This window comes from Streptomyces sp. NPDC025638, assembly GCF_055558775.1.
In genome coordinates this window covers 1-20,817 of the sequence record NZ_JBVHLX010000032.1, presented here as the reverse complement: position 1 = coordinate 20,817, position 20,817 = coordinate 1, and the positions used below count along the sequence as shown (strand labels likewise).

Genomic DNA, 20,817 nt, shown 5'->3' with positions numbered 1-20,817 from the left:
GCACATGGCCCAGTCGGGGGAGATGGCCGACGCGGAATGCTATCCGGGCTTCCGCCCGGAGTACACCGAGTCGGCGTATGCGGTGGAGCCGTTCCGGCCCTACGGAGAGCAGGACGAGTCCCGCTTGTGGTTCCTGGACTTCCACTGGCCGCGGGGCCTGACCCCGCTCGGCCTGCTCGTCAACCAGGACGGCTACGGCTGGGGCTCCCAACTGGCCGCGGAATGCCTTCCCCTGCCCGCCAGCCGCGGGATCACCCAGCGTCTGATCGGCACCCACACCTACGCCGCGGCGATCCCCGTGCCCTCCGAACACGAGCACCGCGCCCGGATGAACCGGCTGCGCAGCGGACTGAACCGCTTCCTCGACGAGTTCCCCGAGATCTGGGCCGCGCGGGAGGCGGAGATCGAGCAGTGGTGGCAGCGACTGCTCTCGATCGACCCGGCCCGGCTGGACACGGCGCAACTCGCCGACCACCTCGCGGAGACACGGCGCTTCCACCGCCGCGCCTTCGAGATCCACTTCGAGGTGATGTACCCCCTCCTCGCCAACCATCTCGCCTTCCGCCGGCTGTGCGACTCGCTGGGCGTGGACCCGGCGCTGGTCGGTGTGCTGCTGCAGGGCGAGCACACCAGGGTGATGGACACCGACCGGGCGCTCTGGGGGCTGGCGAAAGCCGCCCGGCGCGCGGGCCTGGCCGCTGCCCGGCTCACCGCCGCCCCCGGCGACCGGGTCCTGGCCGAGCTGGCCGCCGCCGGGGGAGCGCGGGCGGGCTGGGCCACCGCGTTCGGGGACTTCCTTCGGGCGTACGGCCACCGCGCCGAGGGCACCTCGGACGTCGCGCTGCCCAGCTGGCTGGAAGACCCCACCCCGCCCCTGGGCAGGATCGCCTCCTTCCTGGCACTGCCCGCCGAACACGACTTCGACGCCGAGCTGGCCCGGGCCCGGAAGCAGCGCGACGCCGCAGCCGACGCGGTACGGGGCTCCCTCACCGGCCGGGATCAGCGGCTCTTCGACTCGGCCCTCGCTTCCTGCCGGGCGGCGAACTTCCCCAAGTGGCAGGACGACCACAATGTCTCCATCGATCTGCGGATCGCGCTGCCGCTGCGCCGGGCGAGCCTGGAGATCGCCGAGCGAGCCGGGGCGGACCGCCGTGACGACGCCGTGTTCCTGTTCTGGCCGGAGCTGATCGCGATTGCCGAGGGCCGCTCCGCCTATGGGCCGCTGCGTGGCCTGGTGGGGGAGCGGCGTGACTTCTTCGAGCGGTGGCGGGGGCGGCGGTCCTCGCTACCGAAGGTGCTGGGCACGGCGTCCGACGCGGACGCCCAGGACCCGGTGCTGGCCGAGGTTTTCGGCATCGACCGCACCCTGCTCGGCAACATCCGGGCCGCGGCCACGCAGATCGTCACCCGGCTCAGCGGGGTACCGGCGGCGCGGGGGACCGCCCGTGGGAGGGCACGGGTGCTCACCGACGCCGAGGGGCTGCACCGCCTGACGCCCGGAGATGTCCTGGTCTGCGAGTCGACCTCGCCCAACTGGACACCCGCCTTCGCGGTGATCGCCGCCTGCGTGTGCGACGCGGGCGGCATCCTCTCCCACGCGGCCATCGTCGGGCGCGAGTACGGCGTCCCGACGGTCACCGCGGTCGGCTCGGCCACCCACTGCATCCGCGACGGCGACGAGGTCGAGGTCGACGGCACGAATGGTGTCGTGCGGGTACTGCGGCGATGACGACGGCACGCCGGTGTGCGCCTCACCTGGAGGCTCCGCCCCCGGACTGGGGGAGGGTGCCCGGTGGGGCGGTCCGTGTGGGGGTGGTTCGGTGATGGCGGAGTGCCGTTCCGTCGTATCGATGGGCTGCCTGGCCGGGCCCGACGGGGCGGCTGTGGCCGGGGTCAAGCTTGCGCGTCTGGCGCGGCTGGCGCGGGCCGGGGTGCGGGTGCCCGGCGGCTTCGCGGTCACCGCCGAGGCGTTCCGGCGCCATCTGGCGGACTCCGGACTGGACGCCGTACTGCCCGCCCGCCTGGCCGCCGTACCCGATCCGCTGGACCATGCCGCGCTCGCCGAGGCCGCGGCCGAACTGCGGCTGCTGCTCCGTGAGACTCCGTTGGCCGAGGTACTGCGCGCCGAGATCGCACGGGCCATCTCCCTGCACTGCAACGGCCCCGTCGCCGTCCGCAGTTCCTCGGTCACCGAGGACGGTTCGGACCACAGCTTCGCCGGGATGTTCGAGAGCTTCCTCGGTGTCCGTGATCCCGAAGGCGTGGTGGCCGCGGTCCAGGGCTGCTGGGCGAGCCTGTTCACCCATCGTGCCCTTGCCTACCGGATGCACGCCGGCCTGCCGGTCGACGCCCTGGCGATGGGGGTGGGCGTCATGAACATGGTGCCCGCACGCGTCTCCGGGGTGGCCTTCTCGATGCATCCGGTCACCGGGCGCCGGGACCGGACGGTGGTCGAGGCCGCTCCCGGCGTCGGTGGTGCCGTGGCGGGCGGACCGGTACCGCAGCGGGTGGAGATCGCCCGCGCCGGCGGACGGGTGCTCCGGCGCGACCCCGTCACCCCCACCGGCGCCGACCCCCTGCTGTCGGACCGGGACCTCACCCGCGTCGTCGACACCGTGTACCGCGCCGAAGACGTGCTCGGTCATCCGGTGGACGTCGAATGGGCGGTCGACCCCGAGGGCCGGGTGTGGCTGCTGCAGGCCCGTCCGGTGACCGGCGCCGTTCCGGAGGACGACGACACCGGCTGGGACCCGACCGCCTTCCTCGGCGACCTGTGACGGGTGTCCCGTACGACCTGTGACGGTTCCTTCGCGACTGTGATCGGGCCCACCTTCCCCGGCGTTCCGGACCACGGAACGAAAAGGGCGCCGGATGCCGCGCCCGCCTAGCGTCACTTCACAGACGTACCGCCGTGGCGACCGCAACCGCGTCGGTGCGCATCCGAGTGCCGAACTGGAAGAAGGTCTCAGGTGGAAGTGGTGTCCCGGGCCGAGGCAGCCGGTCTCCTGGCAGACGCGTACACCTCGCACAAGCCCGTCGAGCCGCTCAGCGCAACGTACGACGGCATGACCCTGGAGGACTCCTACGAGATCCAGTTGCTCCAGATCCACGCCAGGCTGGCCGTCGGGGCACGGATCAAGGGGCACAAGGTGGGCCTCACCTCGCTGGCGATGCAGCGTCAGATGGGTGTCGACCAACCCGACTACGGCCATCTGCTGGACGACATGTTCCATCTGGAGCACCAGCCGATCCGTACCTCGGACTATCTCCAGCCGCGCGTCGAGCCGGAGATCGCGTTCGTGCTCAAGCGCCCGCTGAGCGGCCCCGGCGTCACGGTGGCCGAGGCAGCCGCCGCCGTCGACTTCGTGATCCCCGCCCTGGAGCTCATCGACAGCCGGATCAGAGACTGGAAGATCGGCATTCTCGACACCATCGCCGACAACGCCTCCTCGGGCGGCGTGATCCTCGGCAGCCGGCCGACCCCGCTGCACCAGGTGGACCTGCGGCTGTCCGGCTGCCTGCTGCACAGGGGCGGCGAACTGGTGGCGACCGGCGCCGGCGGCGCCGTACTCGGCTCGCCGCTGAACTCGCTGGTGTGGCTGGCCAACACGGTCGGCGCACGGGGTGTCGTGCTGGAGAGCGGCCACGTGATCCTGCCCGGCTCGGTGACCGCGGCGGTCCCCGTCTCGCCGGGCGACTCGTTCACCGCGACATTCGCCGGCCTCGGTTCGGTGACTGCGTGCTTCGCGAAGGAGAGCTCGTGAGCGGCAACGGAAAGCGGCGCGCCACCGCCGCCATCGTGGGCCCCGGAAACATCGGCACCGACCTGATGTTCAAGCTGAAGCGGCACAGCGAGGTTCTTCGGCCACGGTTCATGGTCGGCGTCGATCCGGCCTCCGACGGCCTCGCCCGCGCCCGGCGGATGGGCCTTGAGACCAGTCACGAGGGCGTGGACTGGCTGCTGCGCCAGGAACCGCTGCCGGACATCGTCTTCGAGGCGACCAGCGCCTACGCCCACAAGGCCAACGCCCCCCGGTACGCCGAGGCGGGGATCGTGGCCGTGGACCTCACCCCGGCCGCCGTCGGACCGTTCGTCTGCCCGCCTGTCAACCTCGACCTCAACCTCGACGCGATGAACGTCAACATGATCACCTGCGGTGGGCAGGCCACCGTACCGATCGTGTCGGCGGTGTCCTCGGTGGTGCCGGTGGAGTACGCCGAGATCGTCGCCTCGATCGCCTCGCGCTCGGCCGGACCGGGCACCCGCGCCAATATCGACGAGTTCACCGAGACCACCTCCACCGCGATCGAGAAGGTCGGAGGCGCCGAGCGCGGCAAGGCGATCATCATCCTCAACCCGGTAGAGCCGCCGATGGTTATGAGGGACACAGTGTTCTGCGCGGTGCCCGCCGAGGCGGCCGAGCCCGGAGCGCTGCAGGACAAGGTGACCGAGTCGATCCACGCCATGGTCGGCGCCGTACAGCAGTATGTGCCCGGCTACACGCTGCGCGCCGAGCCGCAGTACGACCCGGCGCGCGCGCAGTGGCGCGGGATGGCCCGGGTCGCGGTGTTCCTGGAGGTCCGCGGGCGCGGCGACTATCTGCCCGACTACGCCGGAAACCTGGACATCATCACGGCCTCCGCAGCCCGTGTGGGCGAGCTGCTGGCCGCCGCCCGCCTCGCCAAGCAAGGAGCGTCGGCATGAGCACCCCCGCCGAGAACATGAGCAACTCTCCCGAGAACGCAGGTGGTTCGACCGAGAACACCAGCGCTTCCGCCGCGAAGCCGCGCGACCTGCGCATCACCGACTCCACGCTGCGGGACGGCTCCCATGCGATGAGCCACCAGTTCACCGAGGGGCAGGTACGGGCCATCGTGCACGCCCTGGACACCAGCGGCGTCGAGGTGATCGAGGTCGCGCACGGCGACGGCCTCGGCGGATCCAGCTTCAACTACGGCTTCTCGCTGGAGGACGAGTTCGACCTGATCGCGGCGGCCGTGGACGAGGCCGAGCGGGCCCGGATCGCGGTGCTGATGCTGCCCGGCCTGGGCACCGTCGAGCACCTCAAGCGGGCCCGGTCGGTGGGTGCGTCGGTGGCTCGGATCGCCACCCACTGCACCGAGGCGGACGTCTCCGTGCAGCACTTCGGCGCGGCCCGCGACCTGGGCATGGAGACCGTCGGCTTCCTGATGCTCTCCCACCGGATCGGCCCCGAGGCGCTCGCCGAGCAGGCCAGGATCATGGTCGACGCGGGCGCTCAGTGCGTGTACGTGGTGGACTCCGCCGGCGCGCTGGTGCTCTCCGACGCCCAGGCCCGGGTGCGGGCGCTGCTCGACGAGATCGGCGACCAGGCACAGGTCGGCTTCCACGGCCACCAGAACCTCTCCCTCGGCGTGGCCAACTCCGTGCTGGCGTACCAGGCGGGCGCGCGGCAGATCGACGGCGCACTGTGCGCCCTGGGCGCCGGGGCGGGCAACGCGCCCACCGAAGTGCTCGCCGCCACCTTCGACCGCATGGGCATCTGGGCCGGCATCGATGTACCGGGCGTGATGGCCGCCGCCCAGGACGTGGTCAGACCGGTCATCCCCCGGCTGCCGTGGATGGACCGCTCCGCGATCGTGCAGGGCTACGCCGGGGTCTACTCCTCCTTCCTGCTGCACGCCGAGCGCGCCTCGCAGCGATACGGGGTGCCCGCGCACGAGATTCTCGAACGGGTCGGACAGGCCGGCTACGTCGGCGGCCAGGAGGACATGATCATCGACATTGCCCTGCAGCTCGCCGAAGAACGCGACCTCGGCGACCTCGCCGCCCAGGGGGTGCGCTGATGACCGCGACCTGGGACGTCGACCGGGCCGCCGAGGTGCTGCTCGGCTGCGAGGACGCCCGCAACGACCGCCCGCCGATCACCGACGAGTGGCCGGAGCTCGACCTGGCCACCGCCTACCGGATCCAGGACGAGACGCTACGGCGACGCCTGGACCGCGGCGAGCGGCTGGTCGGCGTCAAACTGGGCCTGACCAGCCGGGCCAAGCAGAAGCGGATGGGCGTCGACTCGCCGCTGACCGCCTGGCTGACCGATGCCATGGTGCTGCCCGCCGGTGAACCGGTGCCGCAGGACCGGCTGATCCACCCCCGGGTGGAGCCGGAGATCGTCTTCGTGATGAAGGACCGGCTGGCCGGCCCGGGCGTCACGGCGGCCCGGGCGCTGGCCGCGGTCGGTACGGTCCACGGCGGCGCCGAGGTGATCGACAGCCGCTACCGGGACTTCCGGTTCACCCTGCCGGACGTGGTGGCCGACAACGCCTCCTCCGGCGCCTATGTCACCGGGCCGGTCGGGCTGGATCCGCAGGCCCTCGACCTGGCCATGGAGGCTGTGCTGGTGGAGGTGGACGGCCGGATCGTCGACTCCGCCACCGGTGCCGCGGTGCAGGGCCACCCCGCCGAGGCGCTGGCGCTGGCGGCCAACGACCTCGGCCGCCGCGGCCTGGCCATCGAGCCCGGGTGGGTGGTGCTGACCGGTGGGATGACGGATGCGGTGTTCGCACCGCCGGGTACCTCGATCGCCTGCCACTTCACGCACTTGGGCTCGGTGTTCCTGAGCGGTGGCGGGGAGGTCGGTGCCTGATGCCACTGGTCGAGGTCACCCTCACCGAGGGCCGTACGCCTGAGCAACTGCGCGCGCTGATCAGCGAGTTGACCGCCGCTGTGGTGAGCGCGGTGGGCGCACCGAAGCAGAGCGTCCGGGTGGTGGTGCGAGAGGTACCCAAGACGCACTTCGCCGCAGGAGACGTGACGATCGCAGAAAGAGAGTCGACCCATGGCTGACAAGGAGTTCTTCGGGCACGTGATCGACGGGGTCGAGGTGGAGTCGCTCGACGGCGCCCGCTTCGACACCGTCGATCCATGGACCCGCCAGGCCTGGGCCGAGGTACCCCTCGGCGGCGCGGCGGACGCGGACCGTGCGGTGACGGCGGCGCGCCGCGCCTTCGACGAGGGCCCGTGGCCGCGGATGGGGTTCGCCGAGCGGGGCCGGATCCTGCACCGGCTGGCGGACCTGATGGAGGAGCACACCGACGAACTGGCGCTGGCCGACACCCGCGACATGGGTAAGCCGCTGGCCCAGGCGCGGCACGACGTGGCCCGCTCGGCGCTCAACTTCCGCTTCTTCGCCGACCACGCCCGGCTGTCCACCGGCGACGCCCTGCCGATGGACTCCGGCCACCACAGCTACACCCGGTTCGAGGCCGCCGGAGTGGTCGCGGCCATCGCGCCGTGGAACTTCCCGCTGATGCTGGAGACCTGGAAGGTCGCCCCGGCCCTGGCCTGGGGCAACACCGTGGTCCTCAAGCCCGCCGAGGACACCCCGACCTCGGCCACCGTCCTCGCGCGACTCGCCCTGGAGGCGGGAATGCCCCCGGGCGTGCTCAACGTCGTCCACGGCTACGGCCCCGACTCGGCCGGCCAGGCCCTGACCGAGGACCCCCGCGTCGACCGGATCACCTTCACCGGAGAGTCCGGGACCGGCCGTGTCATCGCCCGGGCGGCGGCGGCCAATCTGACCCCGGTCAGCCTGGAACTCGGCGGCAAGGGCGCCAATATCGTCTTCGCCGACGCCGACCTGGACAACGCGGTCGACTGGTCGATCCAGGCCATCTTCCGCAACGCGGGCCAGGTCTGCCTGGCCGGCAGCAGGCTCTACGTACAGCGGGAGATCTACGACGAGTTCCTGTCCCGCTTCACCGCGGCGGCCGAGGCGTTGGTGATCGGCGACCCGAAGGACGAGACGACCGAGTTCGGCCCGCTGGCCTCCCTGGAGCACTACACGAAGGTCCGCGGCTATGTCGAGTCGGTCGACGAGCAGGGCGGCAAGACGCTCACCGGCGGCCTCGGCGAGGGCTGGGTGGTCAAACCGACCGTGCTGGTCGACCTGCCGCCGGACTCCCGCCACGTCTGCGAGGAGATCTTCGGCCCGGTCGTCGTCGTCCAGCCCTTCGACATCGAGGCGGAGGCGGTATGCCTGGCCAACGACACCCCGTACGGCCTCAACGCCATGCTCTTCACCGAGAACCTGCACCGGGCCCACCGCGTCTCCGCCGCCCTCACGGCGGGCACCGTCTGGGTGAACTGCTTCTTCATCCGCGATCTGCGCGCCCCCTTCGGCGGCGTCGGCGACTCGGGTGTCGGCCGCGAGGGCGGCGACTTCAGCCGCGAGTTCTTCACCGAACCCAAGGCCGTCGTCATGCAGATCACCCCCGCCTGACCGGCGCACAACCTCCTGCGGATCCCTCCCCGCGACCCAGGGAGCCGCAAGGTTGGCAGGGCCGGTACCGGCGGGTGGGGGTTCAGGTGGGCAGGCCTGTGAGGGTGAGGAATTCGGCGCGTGAGCGGGCGTCGTCGCGGAGTGTGCCGAGGAGGGTGGAGGTGAGGGTACTGGAGCCGGTGGCCTGGACTCCGCGCAGGGTCATGCAGGTGTGTTCGGCTTCTATCACGACCCCGACGCCTTTGGGTTCGAGGTGGGTGTGCAGCCAGTCGGCGACCTGCTTGGTCAGGCGTTCCTGGACCTGGGGGCGGCAGGCGAAGTGTTCGACGACCCGGGCCAGTTTGGACAGGCCGAGGATGCGGTGGCCGGGCAGGTAGCCGACATGGGCGGTGCCGACGACGGGCAGCATATGGTGCTCGCACACCGATCGGACTGGGATGTTACGTGCCAGCACCAGTTCGTCGTAGCCCTCGTCGTTGGGGAAGGTCGTCAGGTCGAAGGGGCGCGGGCTGAACAGTTCGGCATAGGCGCGGGCCATGCGGCCGGGGGTGCCGTGCAGGCTCTCGGTGTCGGTGTGGATGCCGAGCGCTTCAAGGAACTGGGCGGCGGCGCGTTCGGCGCCCGGCAGGTCTATGCCGCCGGTGTCGTGGACGACGCGCAGCGGGGTGATGGACGGCATCGTCTGGGGCCCGGGAATGCCCGCAACGCGGCTGGGAATACCAGCCGTTTCCGGTACCGAGGCCGTGATCGGTGCGCTGGCGTCCATGACGTACTCCTCGTGGGATGTCGAACTGCGGGCGGCGGGTGGTGTTGCGCCTCAGGACGGGCGCACGCTGGTGGGCGCCGAGGAAGCCGGCTCCAGACGGACGCAGCAGTGACCGGGGCTGGGCGCCAGGCACGCCTGGAGGCCGCTCTCGGCGAGCCCTTCCAATACGCCGCGAAGCAGGTGGAGGTTCATGCCGCACACCGTCTGGGTGTGTTCGCGGGCGAGCGCGTGGAAGGGGCAGTTGTCCAGGACGATGGCGTCACCCTCGCAGCGGGGCTCGAAGCCGTTGTCTTCGAGCACGGCGAACACATCTGCCTGGCCCGGTCCGGCGAGCTGTGTGCCCAGCTCGTGCGCCTTCCGGTGCAGGACCGAACGGACCGGTTCACCGGTGGCTTCGGATTCCTCCAGCGCCTGGGCGAGGAGCCGTCCGGCCAGCTCGTAGTGCCGCTCGGGCAGGCTGACGGTGACCTGCGCGCTGGAGCGTTTGTAGAGCTTGGCGGGCCGGCCCGCACCCGGGCCGGTGCGTCCGCTGCGCCGTTCGTAGACGACGTCGAGCAGTGATTCGTCAGCCAGCCGGTCCAGGTGGAAGGCCGCGGTCTGCCGTGCAAGGCCGAGGGCTTCGGCGGCTTCGTCGCGGCTGACCGGTCCCGGCTGGCGTACGACGTGGTCGTACAGCCTCCTGCGGGTCGGCTCGTCGAGCGCGGCGACGGCGGAGACGGCGGAGCGGGGTGCTTCCTTCGAGTGGTCCACGAACACCAGTGTAAAACCAATAGCGATTGACTAAAGAAGCTTTGCGCGCTTCTATCGTCAGTGAGAGTTGTCGATAGAAGGAAGGGTGTCATGTCGTCCGCAACCGCAACCACCACATCCGCCACCTCCCGGCGGGCCGCGCTCACCGACCCCGGCTACCAGGCGTTCGTCATCCTGCGCACCGGCTTCACCGTGGCGCCGATCCTGTTCGGGCTGGACAAGTTCGCCAACCTGCTCGTGGACTGGCCCAGCTACCTCGCGCCGTGGATCAACGACGTCGTTCCGGGCAGCGCCCAGGCGGCCATGTACGCGGTGGGAGTGATCGAGATCGTCGCGGGCCTCGCCGTCGCGCTCGCCCCGCGCTTCGGGGGCTGGCTGGTGGCCGGATGGCTCGCCGGAATCATCGTCAACCTGCTGACCATCCCCGGCCACTATGACGTCGCGCTGCGCGACTTCGGCCTTCTGCTCGGCGCGCTCGCCCTCGCCCGGCTCGCACAGGCCTACCACGGCAAGCGGCAGTCTCACTGACAGCAGGCAGCAGCCACCCGTGCCGCTGTGCAGCGCGGGGGCCGAAGGAGCGCCGTCCTCGCTCCGACTCAGGTCACCGGATTCCGGTGGCTCCGGTCACCATGCGCTGATGACCGGCGCGTCGGGCTCGTGCTGTCGCCAGGTCTCATTGAGGCGCGCGAGCCGGTCCGCGGCGGCGATGCCGCGCAGGGACGCGACCTTGCCGTCGCTGACTTCGAACGCCACGGTGCCCACGACCCGGTCGTCGACCACGGCGAGGACGGCCGGGGAGCCGTTGACCAGCGCGATGTGGAACGCGGGGGAGCCGCCGGCCAGCCGCCGCTTCGCCGGAGTGGGCTTGAAGCCGGCCCGCACATAGGAGGCGACGCGCTCGCGCGTCGTGCAGCGCAGCAGCCGCCTGGCCAGTCCGGCGCCGTCCGAGACCGCGGTCGCGTCGGCGGTGAGCATCGCCACCAGCCGTTCGGTGCGCCCCGACGTGGCGGCGGCGAGGAACTCCTCGACGATCCGACGCGCGGACGCGGGGTCCACCTCGTCGCCGCCGCGACGCTCGGCGAGGACCCGGCGTCGGGCCCGGTGGACATGCTGCTGGCTCGCGGACTCGGTGATGTCGAGGATCCCGGCGATCTCGGTGTGGGGGTACGAGAAGGCCTCGCGCAGGACGTAGGCGGCCCGCTCGACCGGCGAGAGGCGCTCCATGAGGGTGAGTACGGCCAAGGACACCGATTCGCGCTGCTCGAAGGTATCGGCGGGGCCGAGCATCGGGTCACCCTCGAGGAGTGGCTCGGGCAGCCAGTCGCCGACAGCGCGCTCATGGCGTGCCTGCGCCGAGCGGAGCCGGTCGAGGCAGAGATTGGTGACGACCTTGGTCAGCCACGCCTCGGGCACCTCGATCCGTTCCCGGTCCGCGGCCTGCCAGCGCAGGAACGCGTCCTGCACGGTGTCCTCGGCGTCGGCCGCCGAGCCGAGCAGACGGTACGCGAGCGAGGCCAGCCGGTCCCGGCCGGCCTCGAACCGATCGATGGCTGCACTGTCCATGCGCAGCAGCCTAGGCGGCGGCCCTCACACCGCCCCGGTCGGGCGCGGTGCTCAGGCGGCGCCTGCGCTTCGGCATGCCGAAGGTCGGGTGGACGATGCTCCACCCGGCCCCCTTGAGCACGCCCGACTTGAGGCGCGCGGCGGTCCGGCCGCCCAGGTACCAGGACTTCGACCGGACGTCCCCGTCCACCATCTGGAAGATCGCGTCCCGCCGCCCGAGGCTGATGTGGTTGCCGTAGTACCTCAGCCCGCTGGTCGGGACCTCGCTGCCCGTCAGGCGCGCGATGATCGCGGCGGTCGCCTGCATGTTGGTGTAGCCGGCCGAGGCGCAGGACATCGGCAGCGGCCGGCCGTTCTCGCCGATCGCGTAGGCGCAGTCGCCGGCGGCGTAGACGTCCGGGTGCGAGACCGAGCGCATGGTGCGGTCGACGACGATCTGGCCGGTCTCGGCGACCGCCAGGCCGCCGGCGGCCGCGATGGGGGGTACGGCGAACCCGGCCGACCACACGGTCACGTCGGCCGGGATGGACGTACCGTCGGCGGCGATCGCGCGTGTCGGCTCGACGGCTTCGATGCCGGTGCGCTCGTGGACGGTGATGCCGAGCCGGTCGAAGGCCTGGCGCAGGTGACGGCGGGCCTTCGGGGAGAGCCAGGCGCCCAGTTCGCCGCGGGCGGCGAGCGCGACCGAGAGGTCGGGCCGGGACTCGGCGAACTCGGTGGCGGTCTCGATGCCGGTCAGCCCCTCACCGACGACCAGCACGGTGCCGCCCTCGCCCAGGCCGGCCAGGCGCTCGCGCAGACGCAGCGCCGAGGACCGGCCGGTCACGTCGAAGGCATACTCGGCCACGCCGGGGACGCCATGCTGGGCCACGGAGCTGCCGAGTGTGTAGAGAAGCGTGTCGTACGCGAGCTCGTCGTCGCCGTCCTCGCCGGTCACGGCGACGGTCCTGCGCTCGGGGTCGACGCCGGTGACGCGCGCCAGGCGCAGCCGCACCCCGGTGCCCGCGAACACGTCGGCGAGCTTGCGGAACGCGAGGTCCTGGCCGATCGCGAGCTGGTGGAGCCGCATCCGCTCAACGAAGTCGGGCACGGCATTGACGACGGTGATCTCGGTGTCGGCGGGGGAGAGCCGACGGGCCAGGTTTCCGGCGGCGAAGGCCCCGGCGTATCCAGCGCCGAGTACGACGATGCGGTGCTTCATGGCGTTGCTCCTGTCTCGTTCGCGTGCCCCTTGAACGAGATGGCGCCCCGATTGCTGACAGGAGCGGGGTGTGACGCGGGTCACCGAACTGAGGCGAGCGGCTGAGCCTCCGACCGGCGCTTGGAAGCACGCACCGCCTCCCCCCCCCGTGGCGCAGTGAGCGTTCACGGTCATCGGTTGCAAGGCACCGGAGCGGCCCGCGCTCTTGGGCATGCCGCCCGAGGTGATCGCACGGAGGACGCAGCCCTCATCGCCGCGAGGTTCGACAACTGCATGCGGTTCTACAAGCGGAAGGTGAAGGACACCGACGGCATCGAGAAGCCGATGTGGCGCACCCGCTGGAGCGCACCCGACCCGGGCGGGTACGACGAGTGCACCCGCCGGGTCAAGTGGCCACCACCCTGCACTGCGAGCGGGCACCAGCGGTGGTCCGGGGCGGGCCCTGGCACGCTGATGACGCGAGCCAGCCGCGGTCGTTGCCGATGATGTGTCGTCCCTCGGGCCACGGATTGTCGATCACGACGTCGGCGACGATGCCTGTGAAGGTCGGGGCGTGGCCCTCGAATGCTATGCCCGCCTGCTTCCGCACGACGCTGCGGGCGCCGTCGCATCCGACGGCATATGTGCCGTGCATCTGCCGGGACGAGCCGTCCTCGTGGCGCATCGATACCGTGACTGCGTCGGCGTCTTGCGTCACCTCCTCGACGGTCCAGCCGCGCTCGAAGCGGACGCCGAGATCTGCCGCGTGCTTGGCAAGGAGTTCTTCTGTGATGTTCTGGGGCGGAACCAGGCGGGGAATACCGCCGCACGCTTCGTGCCCGCAAGCTGGCGGTCAACCTCTCCTCCCAGTGGCTTCCCGGGCGGCGGCTCGGGCCGGCCGCTGAACCCGATCACCTTGCGCGACGCACTCTGTGACCTCGGCGTCCCGCCCAACGAGCCCGCACCTCAGTCATCCGGCACTTCGTTGTTCAGGCCCCGGCGTCCTTCATCGCCCATGCCCTCGGCTACCACGACAGACCGCCCCCTGGCTGGTCACCGAGGAGGGCGGCACCTGGAGCCGATGCGCGCACGGTGACGTCAGTCCAACCAACCCCGGAGCGGCATGGGCAACGCCTTCCAGCTCGTGGATACGCTGCTGCGTGCGGATAAGGGGTCAGGCCGAGCGGGAGTCGGCGTTGAAGTAGTGGCCCTTGTCCAGGTCTTCCAGGAGGCCGGGGCCGACCGGGCGCCAGCCGAGCAGTTCGCTGGTCAGCGCACTGGACGCCGGCTGGTCGATGGACAGGACCATGCCCAGGAAGCCGAAGTTCTCGGCCGGGCGGGAGGCTGTCGGCAGGTCGAGGTGATGGCCGATGACCTCGGCGATGTCGCGAATCGGGACCCCCTCGTCGCCGACCGCGTGCAGCATCGATCCCGCCGGGGCCTGCTCCACGGCGAGCCGGAACAGTCGGCCGGCGTCCGCCACATGCACTGCGGGCCAGCGGTTGGAGCCGTCGCCGACGTAGCCTGCCGCCCCCTTTTCCCGGGCGTCGGCGATCAGCCAGGAGACGAAGCCCTGGTCCCCTTCGCCGTGCACGGTGCGGGGCAGTCCCACGACGGACGAGCGGACGCCGCGTGACGCCAGGTCGAGAGTCGCCTGGGTGTTCGCGGCCCGGCCCGCCATGGGGGAGCCGGGCGGGAACTCGGGACGGTCGCGCTCGGTCGCCACCCTGCCCGGGATCGCGGGCGTACCAGAGGCGATGACCAGCGGTTTGCCGGAGCCCGCCAGTGCCTCGCCGAAGGCATCGATGGCGCGCGCATCGGTCTGCACCGAGGCGTCGAACCGGGAGAAGTCGTGGCCGAATGCGAGGTGGACGACGCCGTCGCACTCGGCTGCACCGGCGCGCAGGGTGTCCAGGTCGTCGAGGCCTCCGCGGAGCACCTCCGCCCCCCTGGCGGCGACGGCCTCGGCCGAGGAGTCCGACCTGGCGAGCCCGAGGACCTGGTGCCCCGCGCCGATGAGCTCGGGGACGACGGCCGAGCCGACCCAGCCGGATGCGCCCGTGACGAATATCCGCATGGAAACCTCCCTGATGTCAGGAACTGTCATCAGCGTAGCACGGTGATGACAGGCGCTGTCATCGCGTAGGATCACGCCATGGGTAGGTGGGAGCCAAACGCGCGAGGGCGACTGGCGGAGGCGGCGCTGACGCTCTACGCAGAGCAGGGTTTCGAGCGGACCACGGTCACCGAGATCGCCGAAGCGGCGGGACTGACCGAGCGGACCTTCTTCCGGCACTTCGCCGACAAGCGCGAAGTGCTGTTCTATGGAACTGAGATGGCGTTGGACATGCTCACCCAGGCCATCGCGCAGGCACCGGCCTCGGCGTCCCCGATAGACGCGGTGGGTGCAGCGCTGGATTCCTTCGGGGCCTTCTTCCAGCAGGACCCGGAGCGGGTCCGGCGGCGGGACGCGGTCGTCTCCGCCAGCATCGAGCTACGCGAACGCGAGCTGGTCAAGCTGGATGCCTTCACCTCGGCGATGGCCGGCGCACTGCGCGAACGCGGCACTCCGGAGCCGGCCGCCGGCCTGGCCGCCGAGGCAGGCATCGCCGCCTTCAAGGTTGCCTACGCCCGCTGGGTCGCCGCCGAGCCCGGCAAGACGGGCAGGACAGGCGAGCAGGATCTGCCACGGCTCTTCCGCTCGTCACTGGCGGAACTGCACGAGGTCCTCGCGGACCGTGCGCCGACGTAGCCGCCGCGAAGCAATCCGGCCTCGGGGCTACGGCCGCCCCGAGGCGACACACACGCGGCGCCGCCGCCCGCAACGAATCCGCTCGCGCCCGGCGTCGTCACAACCCTCTTCCTTCTCCTTGTCCTGAGTTGGTTGTCGGTGGAGGAGGAGATCAGAGAACGGCCAGTGACAGGTACTCACTCCGGACCCGGGGGTCTTGTCCTGGGAAGGCCCGGACCGGGATGATCACCGATCATGCGTCTTGATGAACTCGATGCTGTTGAACGCCAGTTGTGGGACTCCTTCGTGCAGGGCGCTGCCATCGATGTCCGCGACGGCACATCATCGGCGCAATCCGCAGTACGGGCCGACGTCCTCGCGGCGTTGTTGCTGGGCGCCGGCGCCGATCCCGCCCCGGGCGACCGCCCGGCACTGCGTCTCACCGGTGCCCGCATCACGGGCGGCCTGGATCTGAGATTCGCCGAGGTTGCCGTGCCGGTCGTCCTGGCAGATTGCCGCTTCGACGAAGTGCCCCTACTACAGGGTGCCAGGATCCGCGAACTGGCTCTGCCCGGAAGTTCCCTGCCAGGTCTCGCCGCCGACACGGCCCAGATCGACGGCCGACTGGTGTTGTCCCGCTGCCGGCTGACCGGCCCCCTCGTACTGAACCGCGCTCAGATCAACGGCGATCTGGACCTCCGCGACGCTGTGATCACGGCACCCGGGTCCGAGGCGATATCCGCGGTCCATGTGGCTGTCAGTGGTGACACGCTGTGTACCAACCTGGCCGTCCAGGGAGGCTTCCGCATATCCGGTGGCTCCATCGACGGGGAATTCGACCTGGAGGGTGCCTCCCTGAGCAACCCCGGCGGCCACGCACTGGATGCCTACCACGTCCAGATCACCGAAGACTTCACCTTCCACCCGAACTTCAGGGCCGAGGGGCGGATCATCCTGTCCGGTGCCACGGTCTCGGCAGCGATCGGTTTCTGCGGCGCCCTGCTGAACAACGCCGGTGACGTGGCGCTGGAGGCTGCCGATGTCAGGGTCGCCCGCAATTTCGACCTCGGCCAGGGCCTCGCCGTCGTGGGCGGCATCAATCTCGACGGCAGCCACATCGGTACGCAGCTCAGCTTCCGCGACGCCACACTCGCACATCCCGGCGGCACTGCCTTGTCGCTGCGGCTCATCCAGGCCCGGGAGACCGATCTGCGAACCCGGCGACCGATCGACGGCACCCTTGACGGCACGCAATGCTCAGCTCGGCACCCTGTACGACACTCCGGACACCTGGCCGGCTCATCTACGGCTGGCTGAGGCCACCTACGACGCCCTCGCACACCCCCTGGCGGCCGCAGAACGGGTCGACTGGCTCCGGCGCGGCACCGACGGCTACCTCCCGCAGCCGTACGAGCAGCTCGCAGCCGCGTACCGACGACTCGGGCACGAGGACGAAGCACGCACCGTATTGCTGGCGAAACAGCGCCATCGGCACGCTACGCTCCCCGCGCACAGCCGCGCCTGGGGTTACATCCAGGACGCGACGGTCGGCTACGGCTACCGGCCTCTGCGCGCCGGCCTGTGGCTCATGGCTCTACTCGCCTTCGGTGCGATCTTCTTCGGCGTACATCCCCCCGCACCGCTGGAGGCCGGAAAGACACCGCCGTTCAACGCGGTCTTCTACACACTCGATCTGCTGGTCCCCATCATCACCTTCGGGCAGGAGGCGGCTTTCGCACCACGAGGCATCGGACAATGGCTCGCCTACGGGCTGACCGCTGCGGGCTGGATCCTCGCCACGACCGTCACCGCCGGCATCTCACGGGCAATCAGCCGTCAGTGACGAACCCACCAGCCACGGCGTAACTCCGGTCCGCACGAAAACCAGGAAACTGGTCTTTGGGGATTCGTGAAGGTCACGTCTGGGTGAGGATTCGAACCTGGAGGAGTCCAACGGGGCCTACGTAGGCTCGGACTTGACCCGTGCGCCCTGCGCCTGCGGCGTGGGTCCGGCTCCGCCATTCGCTGTCTCTCTTCTGTCCCTGGCCTCGCCTCGCGCCGGAGGAGCGTCACATCGCACAAAGCGGGCGGTCGTGGCCAGTTCGTACGTTTCGCGTTGATGTTCCCTCGTGTCGCGCAATATCTATCTCTACAGTGTTGTAGATTCCAGGCGGTATCCGGGGCAAGGATCCGAACCGACCGTGTGTGGAGATACGGACCACGGGTGTTCGCCTGTCCAAAGCTGACGATGTGTCACTGAGCAAGGAGGCGCCTGGGTTGCGCGCGGTCGTGGTCGGCCTGGGCTGGGACATGCGAACCACCACCGGCGCCGACTTGGACCAAGGTCGACGGGATCGTCTTCCCGGTGTCCATCCACGAAGCTGTCAACCGAGGCCAGACCTTCGGGCAGGTGCACCGGGCCCACATCCGCGTCCTCGACCAGGACACGGGCACGGAGCCGGCCCGCTACGACCTCGCGGCCGGTGGCCTGGCGAACGAGACCGCGCTGGTCTTCGGCGAGCTGTACCGACACGGCGCCCGGTCCGTTTCAGCACGGCGACGATCAGCATCATGCCGAGCAGCAGGAAGACGACGTTCCAGTCGATGCCCGCGTGTTCGGAGAAGAACGCGTGCTCAGCGTCGGTGGCCCCGATGAGCAGCATCACGACCGCGCCGCCCAGGGCGGCGGCGACCCGGTGCACCCACTCCGTCGCGATCAGCACGTAGACGGCGGCGAACACCGCCACTGTCAGCCACGCCGTCACACTCACGGAGCCGCCTCCCGCACGCCGCACCCGCCTGTGCCCGTCATGGGGCGCACCCACCCCGCCGCAGTACGTCGGACCAGCAGGACCGGGCCGCAAAAGCACCCGGTGGTGTCAGGTCGCTGTGAGGGTGCGTGCATGGCTGCCGGGCTCCTCTCGTGGTCCGACAAACCCCGCCGCACGCCGCTGGCCTGGGAAGATGCACCCTGCATTTCTGCTCGGTCGAAGCGCCGAGCGCGGAGCCGACCGGAGGCGCAAAGTGGTCGCCTCGTTGGTCGTCGGATCGGAAAGAGGGATCGGCTACAGCCTCACCTGCTACTGCCGGCAGTCGCCATCAGGTCTGGCACTCAAAAGCGGGCAGGCCAGACCTGTAGGCGAGACAGGTATCTATAGGTGAGACAAGTAATGGGTGCCAGACCCGATGGACGCCCGCCCCGTCCGGCGCACAGAGTGGAGCAGACGAGCGCCTCGGGCGCAGGCTGCCGTCAGTGACTGGCCCACCCATGCCCTGGGGCAATGGCGTGAGCGAGGGCGACGTCGAGGAGGCGGTGCCCGGTGCCCTTGCTCTGGACCCGATACCAAGTGACGCGGTGTCCGGCGAAGACGCCATTCACGAACCCCGGACGCGGAGATGCGCCTTAATACGTCGTTGGTACGTAGAACTCGTGCCCTTGGGCCCAGTGGCCGTCTCCGTTTGCCACGCAGCGTCCCCGTGGCCGGTTGGGGTCACCGCTCCAGAAGAGGGCGCCGCAGCTTCCGCAGTGCCCCTGAACTGCAACGATAGGACTTGTCGGGGGTCCTGACCGTTGCTGTCGAAGGAGCACTTCTCAGGTGAAGCGTACGGGCCTGTATCCGCATGTCCGCGTCCAGGGCGACGGCCATGGGGCACGTCAGTCAGGCGGGTGGGTGCTGCTGGTCAAAACAGTCCGCAAGACCGACCTGGATCAGGCGATAATGATCACCAGCCGCCTGTGCGTATTACTTGGGGAGGTCTTGTGAATCTGAGTCCGCGCGAAGTGTTTCTCCGGCTTGTTCATGGGGTCGCCGGCGGGAACTTCGACGAGTTGCCTGACCTGTATGGCGAGGTCACCGATGTCCGCCATCCGATGGCGACGCCGGAGTCCGAGCCGTTGACGAGTCGGCGTGCGCTCCAGGAGCACTTCACGGTGCCGCCAGAAGTTCGGGAGTCCTTGCCGAAGAGACGGGTCGTCGATGTCGTCGTTCACGAGACCGCCGATCCTGAAGTGATCGTCGCCGAGTTCGCCTATGAGTTCACGTTGCCGGACGACTCCATGGCCAAGGTGCCCTGCGTCTTCGTCATGCGTATCCGGGACGGTCAGATCATCGAGTCACGCGACTACATCGACCCGATCCGTACGTACACGGCACGCGGGGACCTTGACCGCCTCGTCGCGTCGTTGCGGAAGGATGTTTCCTGACGTCGAGCGTTCACCAGGCGAGCTGTCCGAGGCATGATCGAAAACACGAGAAGTGCTCCTGACCTGCACCGCACTGCGGCAGGCCCGTGCTCAAGTCCGTGAAGACGTGTGGAAGCTGGCCGGTGATGCGGCGCTGGACGCGGGTGGGCAGGTGATCGTGGACCTGGATGGGGTACTGGTGATCGCCCATTCCGAGAAGCAGCATGCGACCGCGACCTGGAAGAAGACGTTCGGGCACCATCCGCTGATGGGGTTCGTCGACCATGGCCGGGGCGGCTCGGGGGAACCGGTAGCAGGGCTGATGCGGCCGGGAAACGCGGGCTCCAACACCGCAACCGACCACATCGAAGTCGCCCGGCTCGCCCTGGCTCTGCTGCCGAAGAAGTACCGGCGCGGACGGCAGACACTGATCCGCACCGACTCGGGTGGCGGCACCCACGAGTTCGTCGACTGGTTTGCCGCCCGCGGCCGGTGGCTGTCGTACTCGGTCGGCATGACCATCACCGACGCCATCCACCAGGCCGTCCTGAAAATCCCGGCCGCGTGGACGCCGGCCGTCGAACCGGACGGCGAGATCCGCGAACGCGCCTGGGCCGCTGAACTTGACGGCGACTGCCTCAGGGGCTGGCCGAAGGGAATGCGGCTGATCGTCCGCAAGGAACGCCCGCACCCCGGCGCCCAGTTGCGCTTCAACGACGCCGACGGCATGCGGCTGACCTGTTTCACCACCAACACCAAGTATGTTCCGATTGCGGCGCTGGAGCTGCGGCACCGCCAGCGGGCCCGCGCCGAAGACCGCATCCGCGCCGCGCGGGCCACCGGCCTGCGCAACCTTCCCCAGCGCGGCGCCGCACAGAACCAGATCTGGCTGGAGATCGTCCAGACCGCTCTGGACCTGCTGGCCTGGATGCCGATGCTTGCGCTGACCGGCGCCGCCCGGCCGTGGGAACCTCGCCGCCTGCGACTGCGGCTGTTCTCCGCTGCTGCCCAACTCGTTACCAGCGGCCGCCGGCGCATCCTCCGCCTGGCACAACACTGGCCCTGGACTGACGTGATCACCAGCGCCCTCGCCCGGCTCGATGCCCTCCCGAACCCCGGCTGACCAACAGCGTCCCGCCCCTACGAGCAGTATGTCCCCGGAGCCGTGGAACCCGGCGCGACAGCCGGGCAATCAAACCTGCCCACAAGCAGAAATCTCCGCCTCGAACGAGCAGAAGAGGTCTCCTCAGCAAGCTGACGGACCCTCATGCAAGATCGAGGCTAGCCACAATACCAGTGACTTAAGGGATTGGGTCCCAGCTTCGTGGGACCTTGACCGGTGGGTTGATCGGGGCGGTGCGCCAGTGCGGGGCGATGGCTGCG

At 70.1% G+C, this 20,817-nt stretch carries 19 protein-coding genes and 3 pseudogenes; 15 read left to right on the top strand and 7 right to left on the bottom strand.

The features are described from left to right. The first annotated feature begins 22 nt into the window (after positions 1–22). The 8 genes from ACZ4EG_RS43870 to ACZ4EG_RS43835 all read left to right on the top strand — a co-directional run bounded on the left by ACZ4EG_RS43870 (position 23) and on the right by ACZ4EG_RS43835 (position 8,261). Positions 23–1,729 carry a PEP-utilizing enzyme gene (locus ACZ4EG_RS43870; RefSeq protein WP_467794661.1) on the top strand — a complete coding sequence of 569 codons (1,707 nt, stop codon included), beginning with the start codon at positions 23–25 and terminating at the stop codon, positions 1,727–1,729. A 94-nt stretch (positions 1,730–1,823) separates the two neighbouring features. Then, entirely contained in the window at positions 1,824–2,777 is a 954-nt protein-coding gene (locus tag ACZ4EG_RS43865) for a PEP/pyruvate-binding domain-containing protein (protein ID WP_467794660.1), read from the top strand. A 192-nt stretch (positions 2,778–2,969) separates the two neighbouring features. Beyond that, positions 2,970–3,764, top strand: a complete 795-nt coding sequence (locus tag ACZ4EG_RS43860; protein WP_467794659.1) for a 2-keto-4-pentenoate hydratase — start codon at positions 2,970–2,972, stop codon at positions 3,762–3,764. Between the two features lie 65 nt (positions 3,765–3,829). Beyond that, entirely contained in the window at positions 3,830–4,705 is an 876-nt protein-coding gene (locus tag ACZ4EG_RS43855; RefSeq protein ID WP_467794689.1) for an acetaldehyde dehydrogenase (acetylating), read from the top strand. Next, entirely contained in the window at positions 4,702–5,826 is a 1,125-nt protein-coding gene (gene dmpG / locus ACZ4EG_RS43850; RefSeq protein WP_467794658.1) for a 4-hydroxy-2-oxovalerate aldolase, read from the top strand. Before ACZ4EG_RS43855 ends, dmpG begins: the two co-directional genes overlap by 4 nt. Next, the gene (locus ACZ4EG_RS43845; protein ID WP_467794657.1) at positions 5,826–6,626 is read left to right on the top strand and encodes a 2-keto-4-pentenoate hydratase; all 801 of its coding nucleotides are present in this window, start codon (positions 5,826–5,828) and stop codon (positions 6,624–6,626) included. Before dmpG ends, ACZ4EG_RS43845 begins: the two co-directional genes overlap by 1 nt. Continuing rightward, positions 6,626–6,826, top strand: coding sequence for a 2-hydroxymuconate tautomerase (locus tag ACZ4EG_RS43840; protein ID WP_467794656.1), 201 nt, complete (start codon positions 6,626–6,628; stop codon positions 6,824–6,826). The genes ACZ4EG_RS43845 and ACZ4EG_RS43840 overlap by 1 nt, the downstream gene beginning before the upstream one ends. Then, positions 6,819–8,261, top strand: coding sequence for an aldehyde dehydrogenase (locus tag ACZ4EG_RS43835; protein ID WP_467794655.1), 1,443 nt, complete (start codon positions 6,819–6,821; stop codon positions 8,259–8,261). The genes ACZ4EG_RS43840 and ACZ4EG_RS43835 overlap by 8 nt, the downstream gene beginning before the upstream one ends. 82 nt (positions 8,262–8,343) lie before the next feature. On the opposite strand, the gene folE is transcribed toward ACZ4EG_RS43835, so the two are convergent. Next, the gene (gene folE, locus ACZ4EG_RS43830) at positions 8,344–8,940 is read right to left on the bottom strand and encodes a GTP cyclohydrolase I FolE (protein WP_453561749.1); all 597 of its coding nucleotides are present in this window, start codon (positions 8,938–8,940) and stop codon (positions 8,344–8,346) included. 138 nt (positions 8,941–9,078) lie between these two features. After that, positions 9,079–9,783 (bottom strand): helix-turn-helix transcriptional regulator, encoded by a 705-nt coding sequence (locus ACZ4EG_RS43825; protein ID WP_453561731.1) that lies wholly within the window; start codon positions 9,781–9,783, stop codon positions 9,079–9,081. An 84-nt stretch (positions 9,784–9,867) separates the two neighbouring features. Here ACZ4EG_RS43825 and ACZ4EG_RS43820 point away from each other — a divergent pair, with 84 nt between their 5' ends. Further along, on the top strand, positions 9,868–10,305 hold the full coding sequence (locus ACZ4EG_RS43820) for a hypothetical protein (RefSeq protein ID WP_453561733.1): 438 nt from the start codon (positions 9,868–9,870) through the stop codon (positions 10,303–10,305). Positions 10,306–10,401: 96 nt separating this feature from the next. On the opposite strand, the gene ACZ4EG_RS43815 is transcribed toward ACZ4EG_RS43820, so the two are convergent. The 4 genes from ACZ4EG_RS43815 to ACZ4EG_RS43800 form a co-directional block, all read right to left on the bottom strand. Continuing rightward, entirely contained in the window at positions 10,402–11,340 is a 939-nt protein-coding gene (locus tag ACZ4EG_RS43815; RefSeq protein ID WP_467794654.1) for a sigma-70 family RNA polymerase sigma factor, read from the bottom strand. Between the two features lie 10 nt (positions 11,341–11,350). Continuing rightward, positions 11,351–12,541: an NAD(P)/FAD-dependent oxidoreductase gene (locus tag ACZ4EG_RS43810; RefSeq protein ID WP_467794653.1), complete on the bottom strand. Its 1,191-nt coding sequence runs from the start codon at positions 12,539–12,541 to the stop codon at positions 11,351–11,353. 385 nt (positions 12,542–12,926) lie between these two features. Beyond that, entirely contained in the window at positions 12,927–13,331 is a 405-nt protein-coding gene (locus tag ACZ4EG_RS43805; RefSeq protein ID WP_467794688.1) for an FAD-dependent monooxygenase, read from the bottom strand. 363 nt (positions 13,332–13,694) lie between these two features. Beyond that, the gene (locus ACZ4EG_RS43800) at positions 13,695–14,597 is read right to left on the bottom strand and encodes an SDR family oxidoreductase (RefSeq protein WP_467794652.1); all 903 of its coding nucleotides are present in this window, start codon (positions 14,595–14,597) and stop codon (positions 13,695–13,697) included. Between the two features lie 78 nt (positions 14,598–14,675). Here ACZ4EG_RS43800 and ACZ4EG_RS43795 point away from each other — a divergent pair, with 78 nt between their 5' ends. The 4 genes and pseudogenes from ACZ4EG_RS43795 to ACZ4EG_RS43780 all read left to right on the top strand — a co-directional run. Further along, positions 14,676–15,272 carry a TetR/AcrR family transcriptional regulator gene (locus tag ACZ4EG_RS43795; protein ID WP_453561741.1) on the top strand — a complete coding sequence of 199 codons (597 nt, stop codon included), beginning with the start codon at positions 14,676–14,678 and terminating at the stop codon, positions 15,270–15,272. Between the two features lie 234 nt (positions 15,273–15,506). Further along, positions 15,507–16,568 carry a hypothetical protein gene (locus ACZ4EG_RS43790; protein ID WP_467794651.1) on the top strand — a complete coding sequence of 354 codons (1,062 nt, stop codon included), beginning with the start codon at positions 15,507–15,509 and terminating at the stop codon, positions 16,566–16,568. Further along, positions 16,492–17,094, top strand: a complete 603-nt coding sequence (locus ACZ4EG_RS43785; protein ID WP_467794650.1) for a hypothetical protein — start codon at positions 16,492–16,494, stop codon at positions 17,092–17,094. Before ACZ4EG_RS43790 ends, ACZ4EG_RS43785 begins: the two co-directional genes overlap by 77 nt. Positions 17,095–17,462: 368 nt before the next feature. After that, positions 17,463–17,790, top strand: a pseudogene (locus ACZ4EG_RS43780) (TerD family protein); the annotation flags it as partial. Here the strand turns inward: ACZ4EG_RS43780 and ACZ4EG_RS43775 are convergent. Further along, positions 17,789–18,022 (bottom strand): annotated as a pseudogene (locus ACZ4EG_RS43775) (SLC13 family permease); the annotation flags it as partial. The pseudogenes ACZ4EG_RS43780 and ACZ4EG_RS43775 overlap by 2 nt on opposite strands. Positions 18,023–19,011: 989 nt before the next feature. Between ACZ4EG_RS43775 and ACZ4EG_RS43770 the strand changes: the two are divergent. Together ACZ4EG_RS43770 and ACZ4EG_RS43765 are read left to right on the top strand one after the other, a co-directional pair. Beyond that, complete coding sequence (locus ACZ4EG_RS43770) at positions 19,012–19,455, top strand: nuclear transport factor 2 family protein (RefSeq protein WP_467794649.1); 444 nt, start codon at positions 19,012–19,014, stop codon at positions 19,453–19,455. Positions 19,456–19,525: 70 nt separating this feature from the next. Next, positions 19,526–20,557 (top strand): annotated as a pseudogene (locus tag ACZ4EG_RS43765) (IS1380 family transposase); the annotation flags it as partial. Positions 20,558–20,817 lie beyond the last annotated feature (260 nt).

What these genes read in the sequence shown, in the direction of transcription:
- ACZ4EG_RS43845 (WP_467794657.1), top strand. Translation starts at nt 5,826, where the DNA reads ATGACCGCGACCTGGGACGTCGACCGGGCCGCCGAGGTGCTGCTCGGC.
- ACZ4EG_RS43835 (WP_467794655.1), top strand. Translation starts at nt 6,819, where the DNA reads ATGGCTGACAAGGAGTTCTTCGGGCACGTGATCGACGGGGTCGAGGTG.
- ACZ4EG_RS43810 (WP_467794653.1), bottom strand. Translation starts at nt 12,541, where the DNA reads ATGAAGCACCGCATCGTCGTACTCGGCGCTGGATACGCCGGGGCCTTC.
- ACZ4EG_RS43865 (WP_467794660.1), top strand. Translation starts at nt 1,824, where the DNA reads ATGGCGGAGTGCCGTTCCGTCGTATCGATGGGCTGCCTGGCCGGGCCC.
- dmpG (WP_467794658.1), top strand. Translation starts at nt 4,702, where the DNA reads ATGAGCACCCCCGCCGAGAACATGAGCAACTCTCCCGAGAACGCAGGT.
- folE (WP_453561749.1), bottom strand. Translation starts at nt 8,940, where the DNA reads ATGCCGTCCATCACCCCGCTGCGCGTCGTCCACGACACCGGCGGCATA.
- ACZ4EG_RS43815 (WP_467794654.1), bottom strand. Translation starts at nt 11,340, where the DNA reads ATGGACAGTGCAGCCATCGATCGGTTCGAGGCCGGCCGGGACCGGCTG.
- ACZ4EG_RS43790 (WP_467794651.1), top strand. Translation starts at nt 15,507, where the DNA reads ATGCGTCTTGATGAACTCGATGCTGTTGAACGCCAGTTGTGGGACTCC.
- ACZ4EG_RS43820 (WP_453561733.1), top strand. Translation starts at nt 9,868, where the DNA reads ATGTCGTCCGCAACCGCAACCACCACATCCGCCACCTCCCGGCGGGCC.
- ACZ4EG_RS43855 (WP_467794689.1), top strand. Translation starts at nt 3,830, where the DNA reads ATGTTCAAGCTGAAGCGGCACAGCGAGGTTCTTCGGCCACGGTTCATG.
- ACZ4EG_RS43795 (WP_453561741.1), top strand. Translation starts at nt 14,676, where the DNA reads ATGGGTAGGTGGGAGCCAAACGCGCGAGGGCGACTGGCGGAGGCGGCG.
- ACZ4EG_RS43870 (WP_467794661.1), top strand. Translation starts at nt 23, where the DNA reads ATGGCCGACGCGGAATGCTATCCGGGCTTCCGCCCGGAGTACACCGAG.
- ACZ4EG_RS43800 (WP_467794652.1), bottom strand. Translation starts at nt 14,597, where the DNA reads ATGCGGATATTCGTCACGGGCGCATCCGGCTGGGTCGGCTCGGCCGTC.
- ACZ4EG_RS43840 (WP_467794656.1), top strand. Translation starts at nt 6,626, where the DNA reads ATGCCACTGGTCGAGGTCACCCTCACCGAGGGCCGTACGCCTGAGCAA.